Annotated in this window: 16 protein-coding genes; 15 read left to right on the top strand and 1 reads right to left on the bottom strand. The window is 68.2% G+C overall.

Annotated elements, in window-relative coordinates:
• The first annotated feature begins 108 nt into the window (after positions 1–108).
• The 9 genes from AC1D2H_RS22585 to AC1D2H_RS22625 are packed head-to-tail and all read left to right on the top strand — an operon-like array spanning position 109 to position 9538.
• Complete coding sequence (locus tag AC1D2H_RS22585) at positions 109–1671, top strand: sugar ABC transporter ATP-binding protein (protein WP_477930629.1); 1563 nt, start codon at positions 109–111, stop codon at positions 1669–1671.
• Positions 1668–2651, top strand: a complete 984-nt coding sequence (locus AC1D2H_RS22590; protein WP_478012539.1) for an ABC transporter permease — start codon at positions 1668–1670, stop codon at positions 2649–2651. Before AC1D2H_RS22585 ends, AC1D2H_RS22590 begins: the two co-directional genes overlap by 4 nt.
• Positions 2652–2680: 29 nt before the next feature.
• On the top strand, positions 2681–3622 hold the full coding sequence (locus AC1D2H_RS22595; protein ID WP_477903883.1) for a substrate-binding domain-containing protein: 942 nt from the start codon (positions 2681–2683) through the stop codon (positions 3620–3622).
• A gap of 31 nt (positions 3623–3653) precedes the next feature.
• Positions 3654–4676: an aldo/keto reductase gene (locus AC1D2H_RS22600; RefSeq protein WP_477903885.1), complete on the top strand. Its 1023-nt coding sequence runs from the start codon at positions 3654–3656 to the stop codon at positions 4674–4676.
• Positions 4676–5524 (top strand): amidohydrolase family protein, encoded by an 849-nt coding sequence (locus AC1D2H_RS22605; protein WP_478012540.1) that lies wholly within the window; start codon positions 4676–4678, stop codon positions 5522–5524. Before AC1D2H_RS22600 ends, AC1D2H_RS22605 begins: the two co-directional genes overlap by 1 nt.
• A gap of 4 nt (positions 5525–5528) precedes the next feature.
• The gene (locus AC1D2H_RS22610; protein WP_477903889.1) at positions 5529–6539 is read left to right on the top strand and encodes a zinc-binding alcohol dehydrogenase family protein; all 1011 of its coding nucleotides are present in this window, start codon (positions 5529–5531) and stop codon (positions 6537–6539) included.
• Complete coding sequence (locus tag AC1D2H_RS22615) at positions 6533–7678, top strand: mannitol dehydrogenase family protein (RefSeq protein WP_478012541.1); 1146 nt, start codon at positions 6533–6535, stop codon at positions 7676–7678. The genes AC1D2H_RS22610 and AC1D2H_RS22615 overlap by 7 nt, the downstream gene beginning before the upstream one ends.
• Before the next feature lie 14 nt (positions 7679–7692).
• Entirely contained in the window at positions 7693–8022 is a 330-nt protein-coding gene (locus tag AC1D2H_RS22620) for an L-rhamnose mutarotase (RefSeq protein ID WP_477903893.1), read from the top strand.
• Positions 8012–9538 (top strand): UxaA family hydrolase, encoded by a 1527-nt coding sequence (locus AC1D2H_RS22625; protein ID WP_478012542.1) that lies wholly within the window; start codon positions 8012–8014, stop codon positions 9536–9538. The genes AC1D2H_RS22620 and AC1D2H_RS22625 overlap by 11 nt, the downstream gene beginning before the upstream one ends.
• A gap of 90 nt (positions 9539–9628) precedes the next feature.
• Here the strand turns inward: AC1D2H_RS22625 and AC1D2H_RS22630 are convergent, their stop codons facing one another.
• Positions 9629–10336, bottom strand: a complete 708-nt coding sequence (locus tag AC1D2H_RS22630) for a FadR/GntR family transcriptional regulator (protein WP_477930640.1) — start codon at positions 10334–10336, stop codon at positions 9629–9631.
• A 428-nt stretch (positions 10337–10764) separates the two neighbouring features.
• On the opposite strand from AC1D2H_RS22630, the gene AC1D2H_RS22635 reads away from it, so the two are divergent.
• From AC1D2H_RS22635 to AC1D2H_RS22660, 6 genes are all read left to right on the top strand, one after another.
• On the top strand, positions 10765–10944 hold the full coding sequence (locus AC1D2H_RS22635; protein WP_477930642.1) for a hypothetical protein: 180 nt from the start codon (positions 10765–10767) through the stop codon (positions 10942–10944).
• Positions 10941–12263: a GDSL-type esterase/lipase family protein gene (locus AC1D2H_RS22640; protein ID WP_478012543.1), complete on the top strand. Its 1323-nt coding sequence runs from the start codon at positions 10941–10943 to the stop codon at positions 12261–12263. Before AC1D2H_RS22635 ends, AC1D2H_RS22640 begins: the two co-directional genes overlap by 4 nt.
• A gap of 4 nt (positions 12264–12267) precedes the next feature.
• On the top strand, positions 12268–14757 hold the full coding sequence (locus AC1D2H_RS22645) for a glycoside hydrolase family 95 protein (protein WP_478012544.1): 2490 nt from the start codon (positions 12268–12270) through the stop codon (positions 14755–14757).
• Between the two features lie 2 nt (positions 14758–14759).
• Positions 14760–16277: a family 43 glycosylhydrolase gene (locus AC1D2H_RS22650; protein ID WP_478012545.1), complete on the top strand. Its 1518-nt coding sequence runs from the start codon at positions 14760–14762 to the stop codon at positions 16275–16277.
• A 135-nt stretch (positions 16278–16412) separates the two neighbouring features.
• Positions 16413–19208 (top strand): WD40/YVTN/BNR-like repeat-containing protein, encoded by a 2796-nt coding sequence (locus tag AC1D2H_RS22655; RefSeq protein WP_478012546.1) that lies wholly within the window; start codon positions 16413–16415, stop codon positions 19206–19208.
• 161 nt (positions 19209–19369) lie between these two features.
• On the top strand, positions 19370–21028 hold the full coding sequence (locus AC1D2H_RS22660) for a glycoside hydrolase family 5 protein (RefSeq protein WP_478012547.1): 1659 nt from the start codon (positions 19370–19372) through the stop codon (positions 21026–21028).
• The last annotated feature ends 6 nt before the right edge of the window (positions 21029–21034 follow it).

A 21034-nucleotide genomic window follows, 5' to 3' on the forward strand; every position in this document is an offset into this window, starting at 1 on the left:
TTCCCCAGCGTCACGACCACGGGTAAGCACTGGTCTGACCAAATAACAAACTTATGGCAAAGTGGCAAGACCGCAAACTTTGCCATTCCAACGCGCCCTCCCGCCGCGATGCCCGCGCTCTCCGCTTCCTCGCCGCCCTCGCCCCTGCTCAGCATGCAGGGCGTCTGCAAACGCTTCGACAACGTCACCGCCCTGTCGGGCGTGGCGCTGGACGTGCGCGGCGGTGAAGTGCATGCGATCTGCGGCGAGAACGGCGCCGGCAAGTCGACGCTGATGAAGATCCTCAGCGGCGTCTACACCCCCGACGAAGGCGAGATCCACATCGATGGCGAGCCTGTGCGCATTCAGGGGCTGCACCATGCGCAGGCCCTGGGCATCGTCATGATTCACCAGGAGCTCAACCTGGTGCCCCACCTGACGGTGGCCGAAAACATCTGGCTCGGCCGCGAGCCGCGCCGCGGCTGGTTCGTCGATAGCGCCCGGCAGCGCGAAGGGGCTCGCACCTGCCTGCAGCGCCTGGGCGTGGATATCGATCCCGACGCCGAGGTTTCGACCCTGTCCATCGCCCAGCAGCAGATGGTCGAAATCGCCAAGGCCCTGTCGATGCAGGCGCGGCTGCTCATCATGGACGAGCCCACCTCCTCGCTGGGCGAGGCCGACGCGACGCGCTTGCTCAACGTCGTGCAAGACCTCAAGCGCGAAGGCGTGGGCATCGTCTACATCTCGCACCGGCTCGACGAGCTGGATGTGATCGTCGACCGGGTCACCGTGCTGCGCGACGGCCACTACATCGCGACGCGCCTCTGGGCCGAGACCTCCATCGACGAGATCGTCAGCTTGATGGTGGGCCGCGAGTTGAACCAGCAATTCCCGCCGGCGACGCGGCAGCCTTCCTCCGAAGTGCTGCTGTGTGTGCGCGGCCTGCGGCGCGAGGGCGTCTTCGGGCCACTGAACTTCGATTTGCGGCGCGGCGAGATCCTCGGCTTCGCCGGCCTGGTGGGCGCCGGCCGCACCGAGGTTGCGCGCGCGCTGTTCGGCGCCGATGCGGTCGACGGTGGCGAGGTTGAACTGGCCGGCGAGCGGCTGGACATCCGCTCGCCGCGCGATGCCATCGCCGCAGGCATCGCCTATGTCTCGGAAGACCGCAAGGCCCACGGGCTGGCGGTGAAGATGAGCGTGGCCCACAACATCACGCTGGCCAACCTGGGCGCGCTGGCCAGTGGCCTGGGCTTCATCGACGCGGCCGGCGAACGCAGCACCGCCGAGCGCTACATCGCCGAGCTGGCCATCCGCACACCGTCGCCGGACCAGATCGCCCGGCTGCTGTCGGGCGGCAACCAGCAGAAGGTGGTCATCGCCAAATGGCTGTTCCGCCAGGCCCGGGTCATCCTCTTCGACGAACCGACGCGCGGCATCGACGTGGGCGCCAAGTACGCCATCTACGCGCTGATGGACCGGTTGGCGGCCGAGGGCGTCGGCGTCGTGCTGATCAGCTCGGAGCTGCCCGAAGTCCTCGGCATGAGCGACCGCGTCGCCGTGTTCCGCCAGGGCCAGCTCGCGAGCATGCTGGAGACCCGCCAGTGCAGCCAGCACGACGTCATTCACCATGCCTCGGTCGGCTCCTCCGAGCCGGCCATGCGCAGCGCGGCCCTCCTTGAACCGACTACATGAACGACCGCCAGAAAGACCTGATCCAGAAATTCGCCGCGCTGGCGGGCCTCCTCATCCTGATGCTCGTCTTCTCGCTGACGAGCAACGCCTTCTTCTCGGTCGGCAACGCGATGACGGTGTCGCTGCAGGTGACCACCATCGTCTACCTGGGCATCGGCGCGACGCTGGTGATCCTGACCGGTGGCATCGACCTGTCCGTCGGCTCGGTGCTGGCCCTGTCCGGCGTGGTGGCGGGCATGCTGGTCAAGAGCGGCATGCCGGTGGCGCCCGCCATGGTCCTGGGCGTCGTCGTCGGCGCGCTGTGCGGTGCCATCAACGGCCTGTGCGTGACGCGGCTGCGGCTGCCGCCCTTCATCGCCACGCTGGGCATGATGCTGGTGGCGCGCGGTGTCGCGCTGCAGCTCACTGACGCGCGAGCCATCTCGGGCCTGGGCGAGGCCTTCGGCGCGCTCGGCAACGGCGCGCTGTGGCGCATCGAGAAGATCGACGAACAGGGCTTCCCCGACGTCGTCTTTCCCGGCATCCCCTACCCCGTGCTGCTGATGATCGTGCTGGCCATCGCGGCCGGCATCCTGCTCCGGCGCACCACGCTCGGGCGGCATCTGCACGCGGTGGGTTCCAACAGCGAGGCGGCGCGGCTGTCGGGTGTGAATGTCGGGCGCGTCGCGATGTTCGCCTACGTCGCCTCGGGCGCGCTGGCCGGTCTGTGCGGCTGCGTGCTGATGTCCCGCCTCGTCACCGCGCAACCCAACGAGGGCGTCATGTACGAGCTTGACGCCATCGCGGCGGCCGTCATTGGCGGCACTTCGCTGCTCGGCGGCGTCGGCACGATCTCCGGCACGCTCATCGGCGCGTTCGTCATCGGCATCCTGCGCAACGGGCTGAACATGAACGGCGTCTCGTCCTTCACGCAGCAAATCATCATCGGCCTGGTCATCCTCGTCACCGTCTGGATCGACCAACTCCGCAACCGGCGTTGAAGACCGGTTCCATCTCCAGGAAACATTCCATGCCCCGCCATTTGATCCACGCGCTCATGAGCGCCTGCCTGGCCCTGCTCGGTGCCGCAGCCCAGGCCGGCGAGATCGCCGTCATCGTCAAGACGACCAACTCGACCTACTGGCAAAACGTCAACAAGGGATCCGAGACCGCCATCAAGGAAATTCCAGGCCACACGCTGACCTTCTCCGGGCCGGCCAGCGAATCGGCAATAGCCGACCAGGTCAACCTCGTCGAGAACGCGATCAACCGGCGTGTCGCCGGCATCGTGCTGGCCCCCTCGGACCCCGACGCGCTGGTACCGGTCATCAAGAAGGCCTGGGAAGCGCGCATCCCGGTCGTGCTGATCGACTCCCATGTGTCCGAGGCCGGCAAACCCTACTACCAATCCTTCCTGACAACGGACAACCGCGCCGCTGGCGAGCTCTGTGCCAAGCAGCTCATCGACAAGATCGGCACCACCGGCAAGGTGGCCGTCATGTCTTTCGTGGCCGGCGCAGGCTCCGAGGTCGGCCGCGTGGGCGCCTTCACGAGCTATCTGAAGGCGAACTCCAAGCTCGAGATCGTCGGGCCCTTCTATTCCCAGTCGCAGATGGCGACCGCCATGAACCAGACCACCGACGTGCTGGCTGCCCATCGGGACCTGAAAGCCATCTTCGGCGCCAACGAGCCCACTGCCGTCGGCATGGGCCGCGCCCTGGTGCAGAGCGGCCGCGCGGGCAAGCTGGTCGCGATCGGTTTCGACGGCAACCAGGACCTGCAGAAATTCGTCCAGGACGGCACGCTCGCGGGCATCGCGGTGCAGAGCTCCTTCCAGATGGGCTACCTCGGCGTGAAGACCGTGTCCGACGTGCTGCAGAAGAAGCCCGTGTCCAAGTTCCGCGACACCGGTGTCGTGTGGGTCAGCAAGGCCAACCTGCAGTCGCCCGAGGCCAAGGCCGTCCTGTACTGAAGTGAACCTGCGACGACTTTCACTGCAACACATGAACCGCCTTCCCAGTCGCTCCCTTCCTGGCGCCGGTCTGCCGCTGACCACGCTGGGCCTGGGCGCCGCCGCGCTGGCCGGCCTGTACGAAGCCGTGGACACCGCCACGGCCACCGCGACGCTGCAGGCCGCCTGGAGCGCCGGCATCCGCTATTTCGACACCGCCCCGTTCTATGGCTACACGCGCAGCGAGCGCCGCGTGGGCGAGTTCCTGTCACGCCACCCGCGCGACAGCTTTGTGCTGTCCACCAAGGTCGGGCGCGTCATGCATGCCGACCCGACGGTGGCGGCCGGCAGTGACGACTGGGCCGACCCCCTGCCCTACCGCCCGGTGTACGACTACAGCTACGGCGGCGTGCTGCGCTCCTTCGAGGACAGCCTGCAGCGCCTGGGGCTGGCACGCATCGACATGCTGCTGGTGCACGACATCGGCCGACTGACCCACGGCGACGGGCACGACGTTCATTGGCACGCGCTGACCACGGGCGGCGGCTTTCGCGCCCTGGAGGAGCTGCGCAGCCAGGGCGTCGTGAAGGCCATCGGCCTGGGTGTGAATGAATGGGAAGTGGCGCAGCAGGCACTGGCCGCCGCAGCGCTGGACTGCGTGCTGCTGGCCGGCCGCTACACCCTGCTTGAGCAGGGCAGCCTCGGTTTCCTGGACCATTGCGCGGCGACCGGCGTGGGCGTGGTTATCGGCGGCCCCTTCAACTCGGGCCTGCTGGCCGGACAGGCCAAGTACAACTACGGCAGCGTGCCACCGGAGGTGATGCGCAGGGCCCGGGCCCTGGACGCCACCTGCGCGGAGTTCGGGGTGCCGCTGCAGGCGGCGGCCCTGCAGTTCCCGCTCGCGCATCCGGCCGTCACCAGCGTGCTCGCGGGCATGCGCTCGCCCGAGCAGGTGGCGGCCAACGCCGCCTGGATGGCTCGCGCCATCCCGCGCGAGCTCTGGCACCGACTGCGTGGCCGCGGCCTCATCGCCGGCAACGCGCCCCTGCCCGACAGCGGCCCGCAGGACGACTGATGAGGGTCGACGCACATCAACACTTCTGGCGCCTGGTCGACCGCGAGGGCCAGTGGCCGCCGGCTTCGCTGCAGGCCATCCACCGTGACTTCGGCCCCGACGACCTGGCACCCCAATTGCAGGCCGCCGGCGTCGATGCCACCGTGCTCGTGCAATCGCTGCCCAGCGTGGCTGACACGCATTGGATGCTGTCGCTGGCCGAGCGCACGCCGTGGGTGAAGGGTGTCGTCGGCTGGGTCGACTTCAAGGCGGCGGATGCGGCCGCGCAGATTGACGCGCTGGCCCGCCACCCACTGCTCAAGGGCCTGCGCCCCATGCTGCAGGACTTGCCGGACGACGACTGGATCGCCGACCCCGCCTGTGACCCGGCCGCCGAGGCCATGCAGCGCCACGGCCTGGTGTTCGACGCGCTCGTGCTGCCGCGCCAATTGCCCGGGCTGCGCCGCTTCGCCGAGCGCCATCGAGGCTTGAGCATCGTCATCGACCATGCCGCCAAGCCGTTCATCGCGCGCGGCGAGATCGAGCCCTGGCAAACCCACATGGCCCCGCTGGCCGCCCTCCCCCAGGTCCATTGCAAGCTCTCGGGCCTGCTGACAGAGGCCGGTGAGCGCCGCGACGCCGCAGCGCTTCACCCCTACACCCAGGCACTGTGGACGCTGTTCGGCCCCCAGCGCCTGCTGTGGGGCAGCGACTGGCCGGTGCTGCGCCTGGCCGCCGACTACGCCGACTGGTGGCAACTCGCCCACCAGCTGGCTCGCCAGTTTCAACCCATTCCCCAGCCTGACGACCTACGTGCGCTCTTCGGGGGTAATGCCAATCGCATCTACCGCCTTGCCTTGACTGACTAGCACCATGCTGACTGTTTCCTGCGAATCCCCCGGCATCCTCGTCGCCCACGACCGCCCGCGCCCGGAGCGCGGCCCCGCCGAGGTGCTGTTGCGCGTCAAGCGTGTGGGCGTGTGCGGCACCGACCTGCACATCTTCACGGGCCACCAGCCCTATCTGAACTACCCCCGCGTCATGGGGCACGAGCTGTCCGGCATCGTGGAGGAAGCCGACGCGGACAGCGGCCTGAAGCCAGGCGACGCGGCCTACGTGATGCCCTATCTGTCCTGTGGCCACTGCATCGCCTGCCGCCAGGGCAAGACCAACTGCTGCGTGCGCATCCAGGTGCTGGGCGTGCATCGCGACGGCGCCTTCGCCGAATATGTCAGCGTGCCGCAGCGCTTCGTTGGCAAGGCAGGCGACATCACGCTGGACCAGGCCGCCATGCTGGAATTCCTCGCCATCGGTGCGCATGCCGTGCGGCGCGGCGAAGTCGCCGCCGGCCAGCGCGTGCTGGTGGTGGGTGCAGGCCCGATCGGCATTGGCGCAATGATCTTTGCCGGTCTGCGCGGCGCGGTCGTCACGGCCCTGGATGGCCGCCAAGACCGGCTCGATTTCGCGCTGAAGCATGTCGGCGTGGCTGCGGCCGTGCCGCTCGGCGAGGGCGACGAGGCGCAGCTGTCGGCACTCACCGATGGCGAGTTCTACGACGTGGTGTTCGATGCCACCGGCAACCCCGGGGCCATGGAACGGGGCTTTCGCTTCATCGCCCACGGCGGGCGCTACGTGCTGGTATCCATCGTGCAGGGTGACATCCGCTTCTCCGACCCCGAATTCCACAAGCGCGAGGCCACGCTGCTCAGCAGCCGAAACGCCACGACGGAAGACTTCGAGACGGTCATGAAGGCGATGCGGGAGGGCCTGGTGCCCGACGCGGCGCTCGCCACTCACCGCATGACGCTGGCTGAAGTACCTGTCGGCTTCCCGCGCCTGCTTGACCCAGCGGAAGGCGTCATCAAGGCCATCGTCGAATGCTGAATCCGGCAACGAGGGAAGGCCAGCCGATCCTGCAGTTCGGCACCAGCCGTTTCCTGCAGGCGCATGTCGACCTGTTCGTCAGCGAAGCGGCCGAGCGCGGCGAGGCACTGGGCGGCATCACGGTCGTGCAGAGCACCGGCAACCCGGCCAGCACGATGCGCACGCAGGCGCTGGCGCGCACCGAAGGTTTCGACATCATCGTGCGTGGACTGTCTGGCGGGCAGGCCGTGGAGACCCGCAAGACCTGCAGGTCCGTGCGTGAAGCCTTCCATGCCGCCGACGACTGGACGGCCGTGCGCGCACGAGCCCGCGGGCCGGTGCAGGTGATCGTCTCCAACACCGGCGACGGTGGCTGGGCACTGGCGCCGGAAGACGCCGCGGGCCTGCTGGCCTACGGCGCCATGGCGCCCGCCTCTTTCCCCGCCAAGCTGCTTGTGCTGCTTCACGACCGCTGGCAGGCTCGGCCGGGCGCCGAGTTGACGCTGCTGCCCTGCGAACTGGTGTCGCGCAACGGCGATGCCCTGCGCGAGCTGGTCGTGGCGCTGGCGCGGGCATGGCAATGCGCGCCCGCCTTCGTCGACTGGGTGCAGACACAGCCGGTCTGGGGCAATTCGCTGGTGGACCGCATCGTCTCGGAAGCCCTGGAGCCCGTGGGCGCCGTGGCCGAGCCGTATGCACTGTGGGCCGTCGAGGCCCAGCCGCGGTTGCAGCTGCCCTGCCGCCATCCCGACATCATCCTTACCGATGACCTCGCCCGCTACGAGCGGCTCAAGTTGTTCCTGCTCAACCTCGGCCACACCCTGCTTGCCGAGTGGTGGCTGGCGGCCCGCCTCGCCGCCGACATGACCGTGCGTCAAGCCATGCATGAACCCACCCTGCGCAACCCGCTCGAGCAGGCATGGGAGCAGGAGGTGCTGCCGGTGTTCGAAGCGCTCGGACAAGGCGAAGAGGCGCGCGACTACCTCGCCGTGCTGCGCGACCGGTTGCTCAACCCCTTCCTGGCCCACCGCCTGGCCGACATCGCCCAGAACCACGTCCTCAAGAAGGCACGGCGCCTGCAACCGGTCGTCGACCTCGCACGCGAGCACGTGCCCGGGCTGCCTCAGCCGCGCCTGCGGGCCGCGCTCGCCGCCCACTGAACAAGGAACACGCAATGCAACGCATGGGCATGGTCATCGGCATCGAGCCGGGCCGCATCGCCGAGTACAAGCGCCTGCACGCCGCCGTCTGGCCCGCCGTGCTGGCCCGCCTGGCCCTCGCCAACATTCGCAACTACAGCATCTTCCTGCGCGAGCCGGAGAACCTGCTGTTCGGCTACTGGGAGTACCACGGCAGCGACTACGAGGCCGACATGGCGGCCATCGCCGCCGACGTCGAAACCCGCCGCTGGTGGACCTTCTGCAGCCCCTGCCAACTTCCGTTGGAAAGCCGCGCCGCCGGCGAGCATTGGGCGGCCATGGAATGCGTCTTCCATGTCGACTGAATTGCTGCCAGCAGACGCGCTGATCGTGCTGCATGCCCGCGACAACGTCGCGGTGGCACGCGTTCCCCTGTCCCCGGGAACCGACGTCGCTCGCCCCGATGGGATAGCGCTGAACGTCACGGACCCGATCGACGCCGGCCACAAGGTGGCCTTGCGGGCCATCCAGGCCGGCGAGCCGGTGCTGAAGTACGGCCAGCCCATCGGCGTGGCCAGCGCCCCGATCGCGGCCGGCGAGCACGTCCACGCCCACAACCTCGGCATGGCCGCAGCGCTGCCGTCATCGCCAGCTGAAGGCCGCGCAGCTCCGGCCCTCGGCCTGCACGAGGCCGCCAGCTTTGAAGGTTATGTGCGGGCCGACGGCCGCGTCGGCACCCGCAACTACATCGGCGTGATATCCAGCGTCAACTGTTCGGCCAGCGTCTGCAAGGGGATCGCCCGCGCCTTCGAAGGCGGCTCGGCGCTGCCCGGTGTCGACGGCGTCGTCGCCATCACGCACGGCAGCGGCTGCGGCATGAGCGCGGGTGAAGGCCTGGAGCTGCTGCTGCGCACCTTGCGCGGCTATGCCATCCACCCGAACTTCGCCGCGGTGGTGGTGGTCGGACTCGGCTGCGAAGTCAATCAGGTCGGCGCGCTGCTCGATGGCATCGGCGACGCGGCGCGCGTGCGCAGCCTGACCATCCAGCAGCAAGGCGGCACCCGGGAGGCGATCGAGCGCGGCCAGGCGCTGGTGCGCGAACTGGCTGCCGAAGCCGGCCTGGCGCGCCGCCAGACCGTGGCTGCCTCCCGGCTGGTCGTGGGGCTGCAATGTGGCGGCTCCGACGGCTATTCAGGCATCAGCGCCAATCCGGCGCTCGGTGCGGCGGTCGATCTGCTGGTGCGCCACGGCGGTACGGCCATCCTGTCGGAGACGCCTGAGATCTACGGCGCCGAACATCTGCTGACCGCCCGTGCCGCATCACCCGACGTGGCGCAGCGACTGCTGGACCGCCTGCGCTGGTGGGAGGACTACGCAGCCCGCAACGGCGCCGAGCTGGACAACAACCCCTCGCCCGGCAACAAGGCCGGCGGCATCACCACCATCCTCGAGAAATCGCTGGGGGCGGTTGCCAAGGGCGGCAGCAGCACGCTGATGGACGTGATTGGCTATGCGCAGCCCGTGCAGACCGCCGGCCTCGTCTTCATGGACACGCCGGGCTATGACCCCGTGTCGGCCACGGGCCAGGTGGCCGGTGGCGCCAACCTGATCTGCTTCACGACCGGCCGGGGGTCGACCTATGGCTGCAAGCCCACGCCGTCGCTGAAGCTGGCGACGAACACGCCGCTGTTCGAACGCATGCGCATGGACATGGACTTCAACGCCGGCGGCATCGTGGACGGCACCCAGAGCGTCGCCGAAGCCGGCGAGGCGCTCTTTCGCCTGATGCTGGACACCGCCTCGGGCCGCGCGACGCTCAGCGAAACACACGACCTGGGCGACAACGAGTTCGTGCCCTGGCAGCTCGGCGCCGTGATGTGATGCGCGACCGTGCAGGCCGACTCTTCGGCGAAGATCGATAGCGCCCCCGCCGATGGGCAGAAGCCCCAGCTGCCTTGCAGCAGCGAGGCTTCAGACGGCCCCGTTGCTCTCGCCGACCCAGCGGCCCAGCGAGGCCTGCAAATGGTTGCACATGGCGGCGGCCGCGGCCTGAGGATTGCGAGCCTCCAGCGCACGGTAGATCGCCTCGTGCTCGGAAAGAGCGGCCTGCCAGGTGTGAGTGCTCTCGGTCCGCCCGCTCATGCGTGACGCGATGGGGGTGTGCCGGCCATCGAAGAGCGTTCCCACCATGCCGACCAATACCGAGTTGCCAGCCATCTCGGCAATGCTCTGATGAAAGCGGCGGTCCGACTCGACGGGCTTGCGGCCATTCGCATGGTCTTCCCGCATCGCGTTCAACGCGTCCTCGACCCGGTGCAGGGACGCCTTCGTGACCCGCGCCGCTGCGAGCGTGATGATGGCGCTCTCCACCACGACGCGCGCCTGCGCCAGCTCCGCTGGGCTTTCGCCGAGGGCCGACGTCGCCAGTTCACCATCCGGTGGCGGTGTGCAGACATACACACCCGAACCGCCACGGATCTCCACGCGGCCGTCGATCTCCAGCGCGATCAGCGCCTCGCGCAGCGATGGCCGCGAAACGCCGAGTTGGAGCGCCAGTTCACGCTCTGCCGGGAGGCGGGACCCCGTGGTGATTCCCTCCTCTTCGATCAGCGCACGGACCCTGTCGGCGACCAGCTGATATTGCCGACGCACTTCGCCGGCGCGGTGGGGGTTTGGCATTTGGATGTTGCTTCCCTGACAAAGTGGACAGACCAAATGTTATCGCAAACAGTTGATTTCGATCCGTAGGGCGTCAATGCCGGAGAACGACAGGTATTCGGGTATGCACCGGTAAGACCGATTTTCGGCTGTGGCAAAGTGGCAAGACCAAATTGGTTTGACCACTGCTGCCGATACCCAAGCGCGAACCGTACAGCTTTTGACAACGCTGTCGCCCCGCGCGCACTTCGGCAGCGGGTTGAGCCGTCAGGAAGGCAAGCCCATAGAGCGCTCGGTACAGGCGCGCCACAGGAGACGCAGGTGAACAACCACCGCCGCATTGCAGTTTCAGCAGTGGCCGCAGGGGCGGCCATCTTCGGCATGCGTACGGCCCTCTTTCCGCACGCGCGCCTCTCTGGCTGTAGCCACGGTCATTCCCGAAAACAGCCATGCTGAAGATTTCCCTTGCCAGCCAGCGCGTCGCCAGCGTCACCGCCTTCTGCCTGTTTGCCTCTTCCGCATCCCTCGCTACTGAACCGCCCCGCCTCGTCCAACGCGACGACGACTGGGGCCTGAACTTCGTCGCCAACCCACGCGTGCTGAAGGTCAAGATGGGGCGCTACAAGTGAGCGGCGTTCGCACGGCCATCCTTGGCGCGCTGCTGACCACGTCGGTCTTCGGCGCCCTGGCGCAGACGGCGCCGGACATCACCATCCTGCCGGCCCCGCCAAGCGCCTGGCGCACCGTCGTCGGCCATTGGGAGGCCCAGGCCGAGCTGGGTGGTGACAGCGTCGTCGTACCCGCTCCCACGGCCGAGTACGCCCGCGCCAGCACACTGGGCGCCAGCACGCTCAGCAGCGCCGGCAAACGCGAGGCCGTGCTGCTGGACTGGAAGGACCTCTGGCAGGCCACGTTGCGGTTCGAGTCGCGCCAGCCGCTGGACCTGCGGCCCTACCTCGGCGGCACGCTGGAGTTCGACCTCGACGTCGGCGAGCTGGCCCAGGGCGGCGTGCGCGCCAAGGTGGCCTGCGGCGACGGCTGCGAGCGCAGCGTCAACCTCATCGCACCCGCACGCGCCGCCGCCGGCAAGGGCTGGCAGCACATCGCCCTGCCCATGAGCTGCTTCACGCGCGAGGGCGCCGACTTCTCCAAGATCAGGCTGCCGTTTGCGCTCGACAGCACCGGCAGCGGGCGCGTCAGCGTGGCCAACGTTCGCATCACGCAGGCGGCCAAGCCAGGTCTTGCCTGCCCGGACTACCGCACGGAGTCCGTCACGCCGGCGATGCTCGACGAGTCCTGGGCCGTCGACTGGTGGCTGCCGCGCCACAAGGAGAAGCTCGAAGAGAAGCGCAAGCTCGTCGAAGCCGGCACGGCGCCCCAGATCGTCTTCATCGGCGACTCCATCACCCAGGGCTGGGAGAAGGAGGGCCGCGAGGTCTGGCAGCGCCACTACGCCGGGCTCAACGGCCTGGCGCTGGGCTTTGGCGGCGATCGCACGGAGAACGTGCTGTGGCGGCTGCAGCATGGCGAGATCGACCGCATTGCGCCCAAGGTGGCCGTGCTGATGATCGGCACCAACAACACCGGCCACCGCGCCGAGAGCCCGGCCACCACGGCGGCCGGCATCAAGCGCCTGGTCGACGAGATCCGCCAGCGCCTGCCCGGCACCCAGGTGCTGCTGCTGGCCATCTTCCCGCGCGGCGAGAAGCCCGACGACTTCCTGCGCGGCATCAACGAGCGTGTCAACAAGCTCGTCGCCGGCTATGCCGACGGCCGCAACGTCCACTTCCTCGACATCAATGCCGCGCTGCTGACTGCCGACGGCACGCTGGGCAAGGACGTCATGCCCGACCTGTTGCACCCCAACGAGAAGGGCTACGGTCTCTGGCAGCGCGCGATGGCCCCGACGCTGCAGAAGCTCCTCAAGGAGGGTCCGTTGCGGCCCTGATCCCATGGACATCACCCCCACCACCCGCCGCGGCTTCGTCGCCACCTCCACCCTGGCGCCCGCCCTCACCTCCCTCCTGGCAGCCTTGCCGCAGTGGGTGCAGGCCGGCGCCGCCGGCGTGAGCGCCGATGCGTTGAGCCTCTGGTACGACCAGCCCGCCGGCCCATGGATCGAGGCGCTGCCGCTCGGCAACGGCCGCCTGGGCACGATGGTCTTCGGCCGCCCCGCGCAGGAGCGGCTGCAATTCAACATCGACACGCTCTACGGCGGCGGCCCCTACGTGCCGGACAACCCGAAGTTCCGTGAGGCCCTGCCCCAGGTGCGCAGCCTCATCGAGCAGGAACGCTGGAAGGAGGCCAACGAGCTCGTCTCCGAGGCGCTGATGGGCAAGCCGATCAAGCAGATGCCCTTCTGCGGCGCCGGCGACCTGCTGCTCGACTTCCCTGGCGTGAAAGCCGCTGCGCGCTATCGCCGCAGCCTGGACCTCGACAGCGCCATCGCTGTCACCACCTTCATCGACGGCGGCGGCCGCCACCGGCGCGAGACCTTCTGCAGCGTGCCGGACCAGGTGACGGTGATTCGGCTGGAGATCGAGGGCGATGGCACGATCGACCTCGACCTCGGCTACCGCCACGCTGACTACCAGCCTTACGGCGGCTTCGGCGACACCAGGTACGACGCCGATGGCGTCGTCTTCGTCGGCGCACCCTGGGACCACCGTGAATCGCTGAACGCCGAGAAGCGGCCGGCGTCGTTGGCTGTGCGAGCGGACGGCAGCGACGCCTTGCTGGTCGAGGGCCGCAACGTGCAGGCCTTCGGCATCCCCGGCCAGCTGCGCTTTGCGCTGCGCGTGCAGGCGGTGGCGGACTTGGGGGGAGGCCGCATCGAGGCCGTCGGCGACCGGCTGCGCGTTCGCGGCGCGCGCCGGTTGACGCTGGTCGTCTCCGGCGAGACCAGCTATGTGAACTGGCAGGACACCAGCGGCGACCCGGTGGCCGCCGTGTGCCAGCGCACCGCCGCCGCCGCGCGCAAGCCCTTCGCCCGGCTGCGCGACGACCATCTCAAGGCCCACCGTGCGATGTTCCGCCGCCTGCACATCGACCTCGGTGGCCACGAGGCGGGTGCCCGCACCACCGACGCCCGCATCAAGGGCGTACCCCGGCAGCCAGACGCTGCGCTGGCGGCGATGTACGTGCAGTACGCGCGCTACCTGCTGCTGTCGTCCTCGCGGCCGGGCAGCCAGCCAGCCAATCTGCAAGGGGTGTGGAACGAGGTGCTGCACCCACCGTGGGAAGGCAAGTACACGATCAACATCAACACGGAGATGAACTACTGGCCCGCCGGGCCGGCGAACCTGGACGAGTGCGTCGAGCCGCTGCTGAAGATGGTGGAGGACCTCGCCATCACCGGCGCGCGTACGGCGCGCAACAGCTATGGCGCGCGCGGCTGGGTCGCGCACCACAACACCGACCTGTGGCGTGCCACCGCGCCCATCGATGGCCCGTTGTGGGGCATGTGGCCCACGGGCGGCGCCTGGCTGTGCACGACGCTGTGGCAGCACTACCAGTACAACCCGAGCCCGGCCATGCTGCGCCGACTCGTGCCGCTGTTCAAGGGTGCCTCGCTGTTCTTCCTCGACACGCTGGTCGAAGACCGCAAGGGGCGCGGCCTCGTCACCTCCCCGTCGCAGTCGCCGGAGAACAACCACCACGCCGACATCGCACTGTGCGCCGGGCCGGCAATGGACCGCCAGATCCTGCGCGACCTGTTCGACGCGGCCATTGCGGCGCAGGCCCAGCTTGGCGAGGACGACCCGGCATTCACCGCTGCCGTGCGCAAGGCGCGAGCCCGCCTGCCGGCCGATCGCATCGGCGCGCAGGGCCAACTGCAGGAATGGCTGGAGGACTGGGATGCGTCGGCCACCGACCAGCAGCACCGCCATGTCTCGCACCTCTACGCCGTCTACCCCAGCGAGCAGATCAACGTGCGCGACACACCCGCACTGGCCCAGGCCGCCCGCAAGACGCTGAACACCCGAGGCGACGAAAGCACCGGCTGGGCCACCGCCTGGCGGCTGGCACTGTGGACGCGCCTGGGCGACGGCGAGCGGGCCTACAAGGTCCTGCAAGGCCTGCTGGGGCCGGCGCGCACCTACCCCAACATGTTCGACGCCCACCCGCCCTTCCAGATCGACGGCAACTTCGGCGGTGCCGCCGCCATCCTGGAGATGATCGTGCAGTCCTGGGGCGGCGAGGTGCATCTGCTGGCCGCCCTGCCCAAGGCCTGGCCCGAGGGCCGACTGCACGGCGTGCGGGCGCATGGCGGGCTGGAGCTGGATGTCGACTGGAAGGCTGGCCGACTGACGCGGGTGCGCCTGCGCGGGCCGGCCAAGGCGAGCGTCGCGCTGCGCTACCTCGGCCAGCGCGTCACGGCGAAGCTGGATGAACGCGGCCATGCCCATCTGGGCGCCGCCGATTTCACGCCTGGCGCATGACCATGATTGACCTCGTCATACCTTCGGTCGCGTCGCACGCTGCAAGCGCCCATGCGCAGCGTCGACCGGACCTGGGTGACGGAACCTTTCTCAATCCCGTCCTGCCCGGTGACCACCCCGATCCCTGCATCCTGAAAGACGGCGCCGACTACTACCTGGCCTGTTCGTCGCTGCAGTTCACACCCGGCCCCGTGATCTGGCATTCGCGGGACCTCGTGAATTGGTCACCGGTCGGTATTGCGCTGACCCGCCCCATCGGCACGGTGGGGGCCGTGGACCTGGTCAAGCACGACGGGCGCTATTTCCTTTACCTGGCCGCGTTGCAGGCCGGTCGCGCGGCCATCCATGTCGTGCAGGCCGATGACATTGCCGGCCCCTGGAGCGACCCGATCGATCTCGGACTGGTGGATTGCTTCGGCGCCAGCCACGTCGTCGCCGAGGACGGCAGCCGCCACCTGTTCGTGAATGGCGTACGCCGCATCCAGCTGACCGACGACGGCCTCGCGACGGTGGGCGGACCTGCCCACGCTCACACGCCAGCACTCACCGAGCATGACGCCGGGCAGGCAGTGTTCACGTCATCCGGCCCGCGGCTGATCCAGCGCGAAGGGCACTTCTATCTGCTGCGTGCATCCGCAGGCGCGGGCGCTCAGACAGGCGAGCACGTCCTTACGGTTGCCAGATCGTCCTCCCTCTTCGGGCCCTGGGAGGACTGTCCGTTCAACCCGCTCAAGAATGCCGACGCGACCTGGTCCATCAGTGGCAATGCCAGCCTGGTGGAGGGGCTGAATGGCGACTGGTGGCTGGCCTGCCACGGCCACGAACAAGGGCACCGCACCCTTGGACGCCAGCCACTGCTGCAGCCCATCGAATGGGGTCGCGACGGCTGGTTCCGTACCCGCGGCAGCGCGCTCGGTCGGCCCCAGCGCAAGCCTCGCTGGGCCCAACCCTGCCCGGGCGTGCCGGCGCTGTCGGACGATTTCAGCGGCCAGCGCATCGGCCATCAATGGAGCTTCTTCGACGCCGGGCCGGACGAGCTGCAGCGCGCACGCCATGGCGACCGAGGCCTTCTGCTCGCCGGCAAGGGCAGCAGCCTGGCCGACTGCTCACCGCTGACTTGCGTCGTGGGTGACCACGCCTACGAGGCCGAACTCGAGTTCGAGATCAGCGGCGACGCGCAGGGCGGCCTCGCCCTCTTTCACGACGCACGCGGCTTCGTCGGCATCGGCATCGACGGCGACGGCATGCACACCTACAGCTACGGCCAGGCGCATCGCTGGATGCAGCAACCGGTGCAGGGCCGCCATCACCGCCTGAGGCTCACGCATCGCCGCCATCTGGTCAGCTTCCATCACGCCACCAGCGACGGCTGCTGGATGCCCAACCCCTGGCTGCAGCAGGTCTCCGTCATGCACCAGAACACCTTCGACAGCCTCCACAGCCTGCGGCTGGCCTTGTTTGCCGCCGGCGCCGGTGAGGTGCGCATGAAACGCTTCACCTACCGCCGCCTGGATGCTTGATCCATTGATCCCTTGCCGCCACCCAAATCCATCGTCGTTGTCGGGATGTAGCTCCACGCATTGAACTACGCCCCGCCATAACGCTCGTGTCCGGTGGAGACAACCCGGCCGAGCACCTTCACTGAAAGGTAGAACATGAGAACCTTGATACCAGCCCTGCTGCTCGCCTTCGGCGCGACCGCAGGTTCGCTCGCCCAGGCGCAAAGCTGCGGCAGCGGCGGCGGCGCCACCGTCTGCCTCACGGCCACCGGCACGGCCAGCAACGTCCAGCTGGGCTGGACCGTCAGTGGCGCCGTCACGTCGCTGGAGATCTTCCGCGACACCGACGCCGACCCCAACGGCCGAATCCGCATTGCCGTGCCGGGCAGCAGCGCCAGGAGCTACAACGACGCCTCGGGTAACACCGGCACGCGCTACTGGTACTGGGTCAAGTTCACGACCAACGCGGGCAGCTACAACTCCGGCTCGGCCAACGCGACGCTTGGCGCCAACTGCACGCCGACGGCCATCACGCCCTACATCAACGCCAACGGTGCGTGGACACAAACGGCATCGGCCACCATCAAGACCGGCGCCTCGGCCATCCTCGGCCCGCAGCCGACATCCGGCGGCATGTGGAGCTGGAGCGGTTGCGGCACCGCCGGTGCGTCGCGCGAGCAGACCATCCAGCCGCCTGCGGCCTGCACGGCCACCGCCACCTACACCAACAGCTGTGGCGCCAAGACCCAGCAGACGTTCTCCATCAAGGTGGGTACCTGGACGAGCACGAAGTTCGGCGGCGGCGGCTATGTCAGCGGCCTCGTCTTCCACCCGACCACCCCCAACCTGCTGTACGCGCGCACCGACGTCGGTGGTGCCTACCGCTGGAACCAACCGACTTCGTCCTGGCTGCCCATCACCGACGGCCTGGGCTTCGGTGGCGGCGAGGCCAGTTTCCACGGCGTCGAAAGCATGGCCGTCGATCCGAACAACGACCAGCGCGTCTACATGGGCGCCGGCATGTACACGTTCGGGGGCAACGGCCGCCTGTACATCTCCAGCAACCGCGGTGACCAGTGGAGCTATGTCGCCCTGCCCTTTCCCCTGGGCGGCAACAACCCCGGCCGGGCCATCGGCGAGCGCCTGATGGTGGACCCCAACAAGCCGTCGACGCTGTTCTACGCCACGCGCACAGCCGGCCTTTGGAAGAGCGCCGACTCCGGCCTCACCTGGGCGCAGGTGACGTCGCTGTCGAGCGCCAAGCTGACCCAGGACCAGGTCAATGCCTTGGGCATCAACAGCGCAATGGGCGTCGAGACGGTCGTCTACGACACCAGCACCAAGGGCAGCGGCACGGCCACGCAGACGATCTACGTGCCCATCGCGCCGGACTACGTCCAGACAGCCGGCCTGGCCTCGAACCTGTACAAGTCCAGCAACGGCGGTGCCTCGTGGACCCCGGTCGCGGTGCCGATCTCCGGCTATCACATCCCGCACATGGTGCGCGCCGCTGACGGCATGTTCTATGTGGCCTTCACCAAGGAGACCGGCCCGGGCGCCGGCGGTCCCGCCCGCCTCTACAAGTTCGACGGCAGCAACTGGACCTTGCTCAACAGCAATGACTCCGCCGGCTACGGTGGCTTGTCGGTCTCCGGCACGGGTGCTACCACGCGCATTGCGCTGGGCGTGACCAACACCTGGGGCAACTACAGCGGTCAGCAGATCATCCGGCTGTCCGACGACGCCGGCCGCAACTGGCGCGAGATCGCGGCCATGATGCCGCACACGCCGGCCGATGGCGGTTTCTGGGGCTGGCCCGACGATGTCGAGATCGATCCGCTCAACCGGGAGCGCGTGCTGCACGTCACTGGCGGCGGGGTCTGGGAAACCCGCAACGCGTCCTCGGCCACGCCGAGCTGGAACGAGTTGGTCGACGGCATCGAGGAGACGGCCGTCCTGGGCCTGGCCACGCCGCCGGCCGGTGCCACGTACACCGTGATCAACAGCACGGGTGACGTCGGCGCCTGGGTGCACACCAACCTCACGACCAAGCCGACGCTGACGCCGGCCACCAGCTGGAGCAACGCCTTCGCCGCCGACATGGCGTGGTCCGATCCGCAGTACATGGCCACCATCGGCGTCGTGCTGGGCAACAACACCGCCTACGGCATGTGGTCCGGCGACGGCGGCAAGACCTGGGCGAAGTTCGCCACCTACGCACCGGGCGCGGCGGAAAACACGGGTGGGGAAGCGAGCATCGCCATCACCGCGCGCAACAAAGCGGTCTGGGCACCCGGCTACTCGGTGCCGTCCTACACCACGGACAACGGCGCCACCTGGGTGCCGACCAATCTGCCGGCGATCAACAGCATCTACCCCCGCGCCTACCACCTGGTCGCCGATCGCAAGAACCCGAACAAGGTCTATGCCTACGATTCCGGTGGCAACTGGTGGGGCACGCCCGGCAAGGTCTACGTCTCGACGGATGGCGGTCACACGTTCGCGCTGAGTCAGGGTTCGGTGAACGCGGGGCTGGCACCGAACTATTTCGGGAACACCTCGCTGGCGGTCAACCCCAACGTCGAGGGCGACCTCTGGCTTGCCGATGGCAACACCGTGTACCACTCGACGGATTCGGGCACGACCTGGACCAAGCTGAGCAACTTCGCGTCGATCTTCGTCGGCAACCCATGGGCGCAGGTGCAGGGCGCCTCTGCGGTGGCACTGGGCAAAGCCAAGGCGGGCGCCCCGTACTCGGCTGCGGTCTACGTCGTGGGCGTCAGCAACGGCGTCTGGGGCGTGCATCGCTCCGACGACGGCGGCGCCACCTGGACGCGCTTCAACGACGACGCGAACCAGTTCGGCGGCATTGGCGTCATGGCGGCCGATCAAGGCATCTACGGCCGCATCTACATCAGTGGCACCGGTCGAGGAATGCTGTACAGCAATTGAATCGAGGGTTCGGCAGGCCGGCGTCCAAATCCAGACGCCGGGCCTGCCGTTCCATTCATCACTGTCGTCAAGGCCGTGCCCAGACCCTGGGCCGGCCTCCTACAACGCTCGCATCCGGAGGAGACAACCGGCCGAGCACTTTCAACCTTGAAAGGTAGAACATGAGAACCTTGATACCCGCACTGCTGCTCGCCTTCGGCGCGAGCGCAGGCACCCTCGCGCAGGCACAAAGCTGCGGCAGCGGCGGCGGCGCCACCGTCTGCCTGACCGCCAACGGCTCGGCCAACAACAACCAGCTCAACTGGACTGTCAGCGGCAACGTCTCGCGGCTGGAGGTCTACCGCGACACCGACGCCGACCCCAACGGCCGCAGCCGCATCGCGGTACCGGCCAGCAGCGCCAGGACCTACGCCGACGGCTCGGCCAACACCGGCACGCCCTACTGGTACTGGGTCAAGTTCACGACCAGCGCCGGCAGCTACAACTCCGGCTCGGCCAGCGCCACGCGCGGCACAGCCTGCACGCCGACGGCCATCACGCCCTATGTGAGCGTCAATGGCTCCTGGACGCAGACGTCGTCGGCCACCGTCACCGCGGGCAACTCGGCCATCCTCGGCCCGCAGCCGGTCACCGGCGGCTCGTGGGGCTGGAGCGGCTGCGGCACATCAGGCTCGGCACGCGAGCAGACCATCACGCCCGCCGCCAGCTGCACGGCCACCGCCACCTACACCAACAGCTGCGGCGCCAAGACCACGCAGGCGTTCGTGATCACCGTGCCCGGCTCCATGCGCGACCTGACGAGCGTGCAGCTGTCGCAGCTGATGTCGCCCGCCTGGAACGTGGGCAACTCGCTGGACGCCTCGCCCAACGAGACCAACTGGGGCAACCCGCTGATCAACCAGCAACTGATCAGCGCGGTGAAGGCGGCCGGCTTCAAGACCATACGCCTTCCCGTCAGCTGGAACCAGTACGCCGACGCCGACGGCAACATCAGCCCGACCTTCATGGCGCGCGTCACCGAGGTCGTGGGCTACGCCCGCAACGCCGGCCTCTACGTCGTGCTGAACACGCACCATGAAGGCAGCTGGCTGATCCCGACCTACGCCTACCAAGCGAGCGCTAACGCGCGCCTGGCCAAGCTGTGGACGCAGATCGCCAACAACTTCAAGAACTACGACGACTACCTGCTGTTCGCCGGCACCAACGAAGTCATGGTCGCAGGCGACTATGGCCCGCCGACGGCCGAGTACCAGGCCGTTCAGAACGGGTTCAACCAGGTGTTCGTCAACACGGTGCGGGCCACGGGCGGCAACAACGCCAAGCGCCATCTCGTGGTGCAGGGCTTCAACACCAACATCGACTCGACCTACAACGGCTTCATCAAGCCCAACGACTCCGCGACCAATCGGATGTTCCTGGAAGTGCACTTCTACGATCCGTACCACTTCGCCCTCGACGGCGGCAGCAACATCTGGCAGTGGGGCGCGACCGCGACCAACCCGGCCGTGACCGAGACCTGGGCCAATGAAGCCTACGTGGACGCTCAGTTCCAGAAGCTGAAGACCCGCTTCGTCGACGCCGGCATGCCGGTGCTGATGGGTGAGTACGGCGCGATCCTGAAGTCCGAGTACGACCCGGCCGGCACCTACCGCACCGCCTGGACCAAGTACGTGACCAAGTCGGCCTTCCAGCACGGCCTCGTCCCGACATGGTGGGACAACGGCTATGACGCCAACCACCAGTTCGGCCTGTTCAACCGCTCCACCGGTGCGCAGTACTTCCCTGAACTGATCAAGGCCATCGTCGACAACGCCAAGTAATGTGAC

The organism is Roseateles sp. P1_C1_2 (assembly GCF_056406535.1).

Coding starts and splice junctions, on each gene's coding strand:
- AC1D2H_RS22585 (WP_477930629.1), top strand. CDS start 109: ATGCCCGCGCTCTCCGCTTCCTCGCCGCCCTCGCCCCTGCTCAGCATG.
- AC1D2H_RS22590 (WP_478012539.1), top strand. CDS start 1,668: ATGAACGACCGCCAGAAAGACCTGATCCAGAAATTCGCCGCGCTGGCG.
- AC1D2H_RS22595 (WP_477903883.1), top strand. CDS start 2,681: ATGCCCCGCCATTTGATCCACGCGCTCATGAGCGCCTGCCTGGCCCTG.
- AC1D2H_RS22600 (WP_477903885.1), top strand. CDS start 3,654: ATGAACCGCCTTCCCAGTCGCTCCCTTCCTGGCGCCGGTCTGCCGCTG.
- AC1D2H_RS22605 (WP_478012540.1), top strand. CDS start 4,676: ATGAGGGTCGACGCACATCAACACTTCTGGCGCCTGGTCGACCGCGAG.
- AC1D2H_RS22610 (WP_477903889.1), top strand. CDS start 5,529: ATGCTGACTGTTTCCTGCGAATCCCCCGGCATCCTCGTCGCCCACGAC.
- AC1D2H_RS22615 (WP_478012541.1), top strand. CDS start 6,533: ATGCTGAATCCGGCAACGAGGGAAGGCCAGCCGATCCTGCAGTTCGGC.
- AC1D2H_RS22620 (WP_477903893.1), top strand. CDS start 7,693: ATGCAACGCATGGGCATGGTCATCGGCATCGAGCCGGGCCGCATCGCC.
- AC1D2H_RS22625 (WP_478012542.1), top strand. CDS start 8,012: ATGTCGACTGAATTGCTGCCAGCAGACGCGCTGATCGTGCTGCATGCC.
- AC1D2H_RS22630 (WP_477930640.1), bottom strand. CDS start 10,336: ATGCCAAACCCCCACCGCGCCGGCGAAGTGCGTCGGCAATATCAGCTG.
- AC1D2H_RS22635 (WP_477930642.1), top strand. CDS start 10,765: ATGCTGAAGATTTCCCTTGCCAGCCAGCGCGTCGCCAGCGTCACCGCC.
- AC1D2H_RS22645 (WP_478012544.1), top strand. CDS start 12,268: ATGGACATCACCCCCACCACCCGCCGCGGCTTCGTCGCCACCTCCACC.
- AC1D2H_RS22650 (WP_478012545.1), top strand. CDS start 14,760: ATGATTGACCTCGTCATACCTTCGGTCGCGTCGCACGCTGCAAGCGCC.
- AC1D2H_RS22655 (WP_478012546.1), top strand. CDS start 16,413: ATGAGAACCTTGATACCAGCCCTGCTGCTCGCCTTCGGCGCGACCGCA.
- AC1D2H_RS22660 (WP_478012547.1), top strand. CDS start 19,370: ATGAGAACCTTGATACCCGCACTGCTGCTCGCCTTCGGCGCGAGCGCA.